This window comes from Vibrio sp. 10N.222.46.A1, assembly GCF_041473595.1.
In the GTDB taxonomy this organism is placed as follows: domain Bacteria; phylum Pseudomonadota; class Gammaproteobacteria; order Enterobacterales; family Vibrionaceae; genus Vibrio; species Vibrio tasmaniensis_A.
The window spans coordinates 1-9,884 of the sequence record NZ_JBFRSN010000134.1 but is presented as its reverse complement, the minus strand read 5'-3'; the positions used below and the strand labels follow the sequence as shown (position 1 = coordinate 9,884).

Below are 9,884 nucleotides of genomic sequence, written 5' to 3'. Positions count from 1 at the left end.
CTTAAAGACTGGCCTTTATTATTGCGCGTTGTTGACTCACTATTTGAGCTGTGGAGCAGTTCAATTAGTGAGAAATTAGAAATTCACCCGCTGGGTCAACAATCACTTTGTCACTCATGCCTTGACGACCAAGCAGCATCATATAAGTCATATCTTGACGGTTGCTTAGTGTGATATCGATAGGCCACTCCTGACCACCAATTTTTAGCATGGTTTCAATCACACAACGGTGTTCAACTTCGCCGTTCGATGATTTGATTCTTTTACTCGTTTTCAGTTTCGCCTTGCAGCGTACTGTCTCTTCTAGGTGGTAAACGTCTGGGTGAAGATCGAACTCAACGAAGTTTTCACCATCTGTTTTTACACATAGTAGATTGTCTACGTGTAGAGAAGAGGTTTGAGCCCCTGTATCAACACGTGTATGTAGTCCAGTTATCCCTAACTCTGGTAAGCAAAGTGCTTCTGTATTCCCTATGATCATTTTATTGTTCATGTTTTTTCCAATCATGAGTAAACGGCGTTTAATCAGCCTTTGCCACGAGTACGGTTAGCGTTTGGTTTTGCATTTTTTTCAATGAACTCGAAAATCATGTCTGCCACATCTTTGCCTGTTGATTTCTCGATACCTTCTAGGCCTGGAGAAGAGTTCACTTCCATTACAACAGGGCCATTCTTAGATTGTAGAATATCGACGCCACATAGGTTTAAACCCATGATTTTAGCCGCATTGATCGCTGTAGCGCGCTCTTCTTTGGTTAGTTTAACCAGTTGAGCTGTACCGCCACGGTGCAGGTTAGAGCGGAATTCACCCTCACCAGCTTGGCGTTTCATTGCTGCAATAACCTTGTTACCCACAACAAAACAACGAATGTCTGCGCCGTTAGCTTCTTCAATGAACTCTTGAACCAAGATGTTCGCTTTTAGGCCCATGAATGCTTCGATAACGCTTTCAGCTGCTTTGTTTGTTTCTGCTAGAACAACGCCGATACCTTGAGTACCTTCAAGAAGCTTGATAACCAGTGGCGCACCACCTACGTTTTTGATCAAGTCTTGAATTTTGTCTGGGCGGCTAGCGAAACCTGTTTTTGGTAAGCCAATACCTTTACGAGACAACAATTGTAGTGAGCGCAGTTTGTCGCGAGAACGACTGATTGCTACTGACTCATTGATACAAAAAGTGCCCATCATTTCGAATTGGCGAACAACCGCAGTGCCGTAAAAGGTAATGGAAGCGCCAATACGTGGAATAACAGCATCGTATTGAGGTAGCTCTTCACCCATGTAGCGAATCTTCGGATTGTTACTCGCGATATCTATATCACAGTGCAGCGTGTCGATAACATCGACCTGGTGACCACGAGCTTCTCCTGCCGCTTTTAAGCGAGAAGTAGAGTATAGATTTTCGTTGCGAGAAAGAATTGCGATACGCATGGCGTTTCCTTAGTTAATACCTGATTGGTAACTGCAAATAAATTAGTTGTTAGCTGAGCTTTCAGTTTTTCTGAGGCTCCTTGCTTGCTTCGGGGCGAACCTTAAGGCTTTTCGTTTAACTAAGAAAACGAATTAAATTTGTCGAGTCGACAACAGAAATTTATCGTATGTGTGAGTGATTGGTACAGCAGGGTTTAGAGGGCGTTTTGAATGGAAAAGCGAGTTGAGACCTAACTCATATTGGGGGTAGGAGCATATTAGGTTGTACTCAACTCGCGTTAACTCGGTGCTTAAAAGTGTACTAATAACGCCAGTTACATAGCTCTATAAGTGTTCGTAGTGCTTCTCTTTCGAGCTTGCTACCGGTGCTTTTAAGCTTATTAAGATAGTATTTTCTCATGATGATTACTTCTCTTGTATTAGGCTTTGGTGGGAACTCAAAGTTCCTTGTTGACCCATTAATTATGGTCACTTAATAGGAAGTAATAAACAGATGGGTTTTTACTAGGTTGTTCCTGTTTTTGTCTTTTAGCGCTACTTTTGGGCTGATGTGTTTTATAATGAGCTTAATCAGGAAGGGTTGTTTCTAAAAAGGTTCATTATTTGTCTGATCTAAACATGATGCGTTACTACACAAGGCTGGATTCGTTCGAACCTAACCTCTCACATTCGGTTACCTTAACTGAGGTGGCAGACAAGCTGTTCACCAGCTTGCGCCATGCACGAACCTTGTTAGGCAAGATGCATCAGGCTGAATGGTTGGTGTGGGAGCCAAAAGTCGGCAGGAATCAACGTTCTAATCTGACTGTACGTTTTAGCAATCAAGAATTGACTCAACATGTTGCCAGTAAACTGATAGAGCAGGGCAAATACGAAAAAGCACTCTCAATTTTAGACAATGACCGCGCTGTATTTGGCTCTCTCCTCCAAGAAACCTCTGGCGCGACGATGCGTGAAGGGCTGCTGCACGTTCAATTAACCTATAAACGTAAGTTTGAAGACTTGTTCCCGCATCATATTCACCGCAGTAGCGAACGCTTTTTGATCAGGCAAGTGTTCAGTTGCCTCGTCACTTGTAATGGCAAGGGCAAGTTGAAGCCTGAACTGGCGCACCATTGGGAATATGATGCTGAAAAATTAGTTTGGACCTTCTATTTGCGCCCCGGCTTAACCTTTCACGATGGCCAACCCGTTGACGCCAAGCAGCTCGTGTCGTTGTTTACCGCCTTACAACCGCTACCTTTCTATCAGACAGAGTTAGCCCATGTAGCTTCGGTTTACAGTGAACAGCCGTTAAGGATCAGCTTTCAATTGACCAAAGCCGACACCGGCTTCGCGGGCTTATTGGCTGGCGTTAAGTATTCGATTCAACCTGCTGCGCAAGTGACTCGTGAGCCATCGCCCTTAAATTCGGTGTCTCATGCCGTGATTGGAACCGGCCCATTTAAAGTGGTTGAGGTTAATAACGAACGTATCAAACTTGCCGCGTTCGAACACTATTACGGGTGTCGTTCCCTGACGGATGAAGTGACGATTTGGCAATTCGAAGAGTCGATGACGGGCAGTGCTCGCTTTGATGACAGCCAAATGCAGGTGTCACCTTATGAAGATTCGTCTTGTTTTCATCAACTCGGAAAAAGCGACGCGAAGCTGGTGTCGGCTGAAACTGATGGCCTTCGTAGCCGAGTCGAGGATGGGTGTCTGTTTATCCTATTCAATCAGAACTCAGCGGCTAGTCCACTAAATAATGAGCAGCGAAAATACCTTTCAGAACTGACCAACCCACAAGCGATTTTGTCTCAGTTGGAACGTAATAAGGGTTTGTTTAGTGTCTCTTTAGCTCAAAACATACTGCCAAGTTGGCAGGATTTGTATCGAATGCCTGCGAAAGAGACGCAACTGCCGAAAAAGATGAGCATCGCCGTTTACAATTACTATGCGCTCTATCGATGTGCTATCTGTGTGTCAGACATACTCAAGCGATATGGCGTGGAAGTGGAGGTGAATACCTACAGCTTCCGAGAATTGGCGCAGCTCTCTCAGAGTGGAGAGTTAAAGGAGGATCTGGTGCTGTGTAACCTGAATCTCGATGATAATGCCCCGTCTTCGCTGTTTTCGTGGATGATGAATGATCCTGTTTTGCACTCTGCTTTGGGAGAGATGAACAGTGATTGGCTCAAACAGCGCTTAGATCAGCACAAAGCATCGGTTGAACTGCCGAATTACTTGGCTGAGTTGGAGCCCGTTGCATCGACGTTGATTTCTGATTATTGGTTAGTGCCTATGTTCCATCACCTACAAACCGTGCGTTTCCAAGGCATTTTGAAAAACGTCGCTATCACCAACTGGGGATGGCCTGACTTCAAAAATGTATGGTCTGCTGATTAGCCTTTCTTACTAAATAACTAAGTTAGCTCGTTTTCAAAGTCGGTTTCTCCAAAATCGACTTTGGCATGCTCACGTCTAGGTAAATTAAAAATTACACTCATTGGTTTACTTTTTAATTTTGGTATGTAAACTAGTCGGTGTAGTTTTTGCGTTGGGATAGACCCAATGATTAAAGAGATACCAATGAAAAAATATCTATTACCGATTTTAGGAGTACTTGCCGTGGTCGCTATCGTAAGCACAGGTTCACAATCAAATGACAATCTAGATAAGCTTCCGAAGAAGTTTGTTAACAGTGAGCTGGAATACAAATCGGGTATGTCTGATATTTTTTCAATCTTGAAAGCATACGTGACAGTGGAAAGGAATGAGCCCGTGCCGCGCGCTGCATTGCCTTTGATTCCAATGACAGCTGAGCAATTGATCGAAGAACAAGACGACGTTGCTTACCGCTTAGGTCACTCCAGTGTGATGATGAAACTGGATGGGAAGCTAGTGATGACTGACCCTGTGTTCAGTGATCGTGCATCACCCGTGCAATGGATGGGGCCAAAACGTTTTCATCCGACACCAATCTCACTGCAAGAACTGCCTGATATTGATGTGGTGGTGATCAGCCATGATCACTACGACCATTTAGATAAAGGTGCGGTTAAAGTATTAGCCGACAAAGTAGGGACATTCTTGGTGCCACTTAGAGTCGGAGCGCTACTTGAAAAGTGGGGCGTGGATAAAGCAAAGATCATCGAGTTGAACTGGTGGGAATCGGCAACGGCCTCAGACATTGAGTTTACTTTGACGCCGACACAGCACTTCTCTGGACGTGGCTTGCTTGATCGTGACCAAACACTGTGGGGTAGCTGGGTTATTAACGCTTCAGACAAGAAAGTCTTCTTTAGCGGTGACTCCGGTTACTTCAGCGGCTTTAAAGAGATTGGTGAGCGCTACGGGCCGTTTGATTTAACCATGGTCGAAACGGGCGCATACAATTCACTTTGGGCGGATATTCATATGTTCCCAGAACAGAGTGTTCAGGCACACATTGATCTGCAAGGTAAGGTGATGATGCCAATCCACAACAGTACCTTCGACCTTTCTATGCACGATTGGCAAGACCCAATGGAACAAGCACTGGCGATAAGCAAAGAGCGAGATGTACAAATGGTAAGCCCTGTGATGGGTGAACGTTTGGTGATCTCAGAGCCCGTACCTGTTCAGGCATGGTGGAAACTGTAATTGGATGCCTACCCACAAGCTATAAATTTCAGTATTATAAAGCCCTATAATTTCAGGGTGATAAGACATGCAAAGTAAGTTTAAACAAGCGGCAAAAGAGTTACTAAGCTACCGAGTTGCTGGTATGAAAGCAGCGCGAATGAGTGAGCAATTTCGCCCGAACAACCTTGAAGATTCTTTACACATTCAAGCATCAATGGTTGACCTTCACCGCAGTAAAGTCGGTGGTTGGAAATGCCTGTTGCCATTGAGCGAAGAGAAGTTGATCGTTGCGCCTATTTTCGAAGATAGCGTTCAGTTTGGTTCTGAATGCGAGGCTTTTTCGGATAACGGAGTAGTTCGTATTGAACCTGAAATTGCTTTTGTCTTGGCCAAGCCTTTACCAGCAAATTCCAATGGTTACACTGAAGAGCAAGTTAATGAGGCTATCGGTTCGTGTCGCATGGCTTTAGAGCTTATTCAATCCCGCTTTGCTGATGATAGTGGCGTAGAGTTCTATGAGGTGTTGGCCGATGGCTTAGCTAATCAAGGTTTGTTTCTTGGTCCTGAGCTTAGTAAAGAGAGCGCTTTTGCAGCAGCGAACTTTGAGATTACTATTACTCAAGATGAGAAAGTGCAAGCCTTCTCTGGTAAGCACCCAAACTCACTACCACAAACTCCTATCTATTGGCTGATTAACACTATGACTCAACGCGGTGTTAGCTTCGAAGCGGGTGAGGCCATTATTACCGGGTCATATTGTGGTGTTGTTGAAGTCGAATTCGATCAACTAACGACAGTACGTTATGACGAGTTAGGCGAATATGAAGTGATATTTAAACAAAAGTTATAAAGCTTTCTGCTTACATGATCTGTTATCCAAAGGCTGCTTACTTGGTTAGTAAATAGCCTTTTCTATTATGTGATGTTCAATGGCGTGCTTATTACTTTGCATTAAATTGGGCGTTTAGACGTCTAGACGTTGACAACCTCTAAGTGTGACATTAGTCTGCTCATCTTCCTGTTCTATTGCGTTGATGTTCCATGTCCAATTCAAAAAATTCTAATGCGGTAATTGCCCCTTCGGCAGTTGCGCTTATCCCTCTTATCGTGTTCCTATCGTTGTTTATTGGCGTAGGTACGTACTTGTCGCTGCAAGGCGTCGATTTTGCTTTCTATCAGCTTCCAGCTCCAATTGCAGCTTTGCCTGCTGTGATGTTAGCGTTGTTGCTAAGCAAAGATAAATTGAACCGCGCTATCGAACAATTCTTAGGTGGAGTAGGTCACAAAGACATTATCGCAATGTGTATGATCTACCTATTGGCGGGTGCTTTTGCGGCTGTGGCTAAAGCGTCTGGTGGCGTGGACGCGACGGTAAACCTAGGTCTATCGGCGATTCCGACAAGCATGATCCTACCGGGTATCTTCCTAATTTCAGCTTTCATTGCGACCGCAATGGGCACATCTATGGGTACTATCGCTGCGGTAGCCCCTGTTGCGCTAGGCATTGCTGACTCAGCTGGCATGAGCATTCCTCTAACCGCTGGCGTGGTGCTAAGTGGCGCTATGTTTGGTGACAACCTGTCTATCATCTCTGATACCACGATTGCCGCGACACGCTCGCAAGGCTGTGAGATGAGAGACAAGTTTAAAGAGAACATCCGTATTGCACTGCCTGCTGCACTTATCGCGATTGTTATCTTTGCTTTCAACAGCACAGCGACTCAGGTGCCTGAAACGGGTCCAATCGAGTGGCTGAAAGTACTTCCGTACATCACTATCCTAATCCTTGCGGTATCGGGCATGAATGTATTCGTTGTGTTGACGATTGGTATCTTGCTAGCGGGTGGAGTGAGCCTAGGTTCTGTTGAGAACTACGGTATGACTGATTACGCTCAAGACATCTACGCAGGCTTCGGCAACATGCAGGAGATTTTCTTATTGTCGATGCTAATTGGCGGTTTGAGTGAGCTCATGCGTCGTCAAGGTGGATTAGCGTTCCTGACTAACTTAGTAAGTGGTGTGATTCGTGCGTTTGGTTCTTCACACTCTAAGCAAGCAAATGGCCGCGCAAGTGAGCTAGGCATTGCAGGCTTGGTATCAATGGTGAACCTATGTACGGCAAACAACACGGTAGCAATCATTGTGTCTGGTAGTGTTGCTCGCCAATTAGCTGAAGAGAACGATGTATCTCCTCGTCGCTCAGCGAGCTTATTGGATATCTTCTCGTGTGTGATTCAAGGCGTGTTGCCTTACGGTGCGCAGGTATTGCTATTAGGTTCGGTATTTAACCTATCGCCTTTGGATATTGTAGCTAACTCGTACTACTGTTTTGCTCTTGCAATCGTGGCTGTGGTTGCTGTGTTTATCAAACACCCAGCGCGTCAAGTGGCTCAAGCTTAGTAGCAATTGTTCAAGTTGAGTGATCTCAGACTCTAATAAGAAGGCTCCGAAAGGGGCCTTTTTTGCGCCTGAAAGAATTGTTTGGAAGCTAATTCTGATTTGAATATAGACAAAACCGCCCATGTGGACGGTTTTGAGTCTGACTAAAGTTGGCTTTCAAGCTCGCTGGCCGTTGCGACATTGCAGTAACCAAAGCTAAGCGCTGCCATGAAAGCGGCATGGACATGAGCTGCTGGAACCTTAACGCCATTGAACTCCATGTCTAAGGTTGTGCAAGCGTCATGCGCTACGTGGCATTCGTAGCCAAAATCGGTAGCCGCACGAGTCACTGCATCAATACACATGTGGCTCATTGCGCCAACGATGATCAGTTTCTCAATGCCTTGATCTTTTAGCACCTTGTTCAGTTCAGTATCTCTAAAGCTATTGATTTGATGCTTTATGATAACAGGTTCACCCTCTAGCGGAGTCACGCTGCTGTGGATTTGAGCACCGTCTGATTCTGGTAAGAAGAACGGAGCATCAACCGTCGGAAACTCATGACGTACATGAACCACAGGAAGTTGCTTGTCTCTGAAAGCGGATAATAACTGTGCACCTTTTTCTGCTGCTTGCTCTGTTTCAGACAGCGCCCATTTTGCGCCCTCGTATGAAGGGAAATAGTCATTTTGAAAGTCGATAAGTAGTAGTGCAGTGTTCTTCATATTCTATACCTTTGTATTTAGTGTGTTGCGGTGTAGGGGTATTATGAATACTCTGTAGTTTTTATCGCACGTCAAAAATGACAGACTCTATGGCAATAGTGACAAAATCAGTTGTGGTCGAAATCATCGACTACCCAGGCTCTCTGCAAAGTGCCGTGTTTGGCGTGAAAGAGTTTCTGCAGATGGCAAATTCTCTTGAACCTTCGCCTGAGAAGACTCAATTCAACGTTCAGATCCAAGCGCATGACAGTGTTAGCGTGTCGAACGCCGATATCATCATACTCCCACCGAATTTAGATGGTTGTTACTATCTAGAGCCGAGTGACACCTTGCTTGAGTACCTGATTGAGTCTCACCAAAGGGGGGCGATACTTTGCTCAGCTTGTGCCGGCGTGTTCATTTTGGCGAAAACAGGTTTGTTAGAAGGGCGAACCGTGACCACGCACTGGCAAGCGCAGCAGAAGTTTACGGAGCTTTACCCACAGATCGCAGTCGATATCGACAAAATCTTGATTGATGATGCGGATGTGATGACCGCTGGTGGTTTGATGTCGTGGATGGATCTCGCTTTGTTTATCCTGACCAAATACACGACACCGACCAACACTCGTAATCTAGGTAAATATTTGGTGCTTGATACGGGCTTGAGAGAGCAGCGCTACTATCAGAGTTTTGTGCCGAACTATGCTCACGGCAATGACAAGATTGTGTCGGTGCAGCGTTTTATTCAGAAGCATCATCATCTCCCTTTGTCGCTCGATCAATTGGCAGAAGAAGCCTTCATGACACGAAGAACCTTTATCCGACAATTTACTAAAGCGACCAGTTTTACGCCTATCAATTATATCCAACACGTACGTATTCAAAGCGCATGCGAGTTATTGGAAAGCTCTCATAAACCGGTAGAGCAGATCAGCTATTTGGTTGGTTATGAGGACGTAAACAGCTTCCGAAAAGTCTTCATGAAAATCATCGGCTTAACACCATCAAGATTTCGTTCTAGATTTCTCTCTGAGGAATGATTTTTTAATACTCACCATTCCTCATGTTTATCGACTCGTACAGTCAGTGATCATCTTGAAGGGGCCTAATTCAGTTTCTTAGTCACATACTCTTTGTTTCTGACCATTAGCCACATCAGGCCGCCTAGCGTACCGATGGATAATTGGATAAAGCCGAGGTTTTCAATCAGCGACTCTGGGCGGATTGAAACCAACACCATACCAAGTGAACCACAAATCATGCTAAAGAACTGAATCAATGCGACGGCAGAGCCCGTGTCATGATCTTGCTGGTTCAGCATTAAGTTGGTGCCCGGTACTCGCATGATGATAACCATCAGCGTCGCTGGTGCTGCGATAAACATAAAGAACCAAGGGGACAAGTCGCCGATGGTTAGGGTAAAGATTCCTGCTATCGCCAATAAAGCAAAACATCCAGAGATGACCTTTTGAACTGATATTCTGTAGGACAACTTCATATAAATTGTTGGGCCAAATGAGGCGCACAATGCATTGAATGCGAACGCGTAACTAAACTGTTGTTCGGTCAATCCAAAGTGATCGATGTAGATATAAGAACCCGCCGCAAGAAAGCCCATCAATGCCATCGGTATGATAGAGAAAATGACCAGCAGCTTGAGGAACGAGCGGTTTTTCATGACCACGCCCATCCTTCCCCATGAGCGGAACATAGAACCTTGGTATTTGGTTTCGAGTGTTTCTCGATAGCAGCAAGCTAAAA

The 9,884-nt window shown here is 45.0% G+C and carries 8 protein-coding genes and 1 pseudogene; 5 read left to right on the top strand and 4 right to left on the bottom strand.

Annotated features, from left to right (window positions below; all coding sequences use genetic code 11):
- Positions 1 to 64 precede the first annotated feature (64 nt).
- Positions 65 to 493 carry a RimK/LysX family protein gene (locus tag AB4496_RS04845; RefSeq protein WP_004733090.1) on the bottom strand — a complete coding sequence of 143 codons (429 nt, stop codon included), beginning with the start codon at positions 491 to 493 and terminating at the stop codon, positions 65 to 67.
- Positions 494 to 525: 32 nt separating this feature from the next.
- Positions 526 to 1,431: a 30S ribosomal protein S6--L-glutamate ligase gene (gene rimK / locus AB4496_RS04840; protein ID WP_012601042.1), complete on the bottom strand. Its 906-nt coding sequence runs from the start codon at positions 1,429 to 1,431 to the stop codon at positions 526 to 528.
- A gap of 603 nt (positions 1,432 to 2,034) precedes the next feature.
- On the opposite strand from rimK, the gene AB4496_RS04835 reads away from it, so the two are divergent.
- From AB4496_RS04835 to AB4496_RS04820, 4 genes are all read left to right on the top strand, one after another.
- Complete coding sequence (locus AB4496_RS04835; protein ID WP_102258196.1) at positions 2,035 to 3,819, top strand: SgrR family transcriptional regulator; 1,785 nt, start codon at positions 2,035 to 2,037, stop codon at positions 3,817 to 3,819.
- A gap of 183 nt (positions 3,820 to 4,002) precedes the next feature.
- Positions 4,003 to 5,055 (top strand): MBL fold metallo-hydrolase, encoded by a 1,053-nt coding sequence (locus AB4496_RS04830; protein WP_102250233.1) that lies wholly within the window; start codon positions 4,003 to 4,005, stop codon positions 5,053 to 5,055.
- A gap of 67 nt (positions 5,056 to 5,122) precedes the next feature.
- On the top strand, positions 5,123 to 5,887 hold the full coding sequence (locus tag AB4496_RS04825) for a fumarylacetoacetate hydrolase family protein (RefSeq protein WP_009844734.1): 765 nt from the start codon (positions 5,123 to 5,125) through the stop codon (positions 5,885 to 5,887).
- A 191-nt stretch (positions 5,888 to 6,078) separates the two neighbouring features.
- Positions 6,079 to 7,437, top strand: coding sequence for a Na+/H+ antiporter NhaC family protein (locus AB4496_RS04820; protein ID WP_009844735.1), 1,359 nt, complete (start codon positions 6,079 to 6,081; stop codon positions 7,435 to 7,437).
- 143 nt (positions 7,438 to 7,580) lie between these two features.
- Here the strand turns inward: AB4496_RS04820 and AB4496_RS04815 are convergent, their stop codons facing one another.
- A complete protein-coding gene (locus AB4496_RS04815) occupies positions 7,581 to 8,141 on the bottom strand; it encodes a cysteine hydrolase family protein (RefSeq protein ID WP_009844736.1) in 561 nt (186 codons plus the stop codon).
- An 89-nt stretch (positions 8,142 to 8,230) separates the two neighbouring features.
- Here AB4496_RS04815 and AB4496_RS04810 point away from each other — a divergent pair, with 89 nt between their 5' ends.
- Positions 8,231 to 9,163: a GlxA family transcriptional regulator gene (locus AB4496_RS04810; protein WP_009844737.1), complete on the top strand. Its 933-nt coding sequence runs from the start codon at positions 8,231 to 8,233 to the stop codon at positions 9,161 to 9,163.
- Between the two features lie 65 nt (positions 9,164 to 9,228).
- Here the strand turns inward: AB4496_RS04810 and AB4496_RS04805 are convergent.
- Positions 9,229 to 9,884: pseudogene (locus tag AB4496_RS04805) on the bottom strand (MFS transporter); the annotation flags it as partial.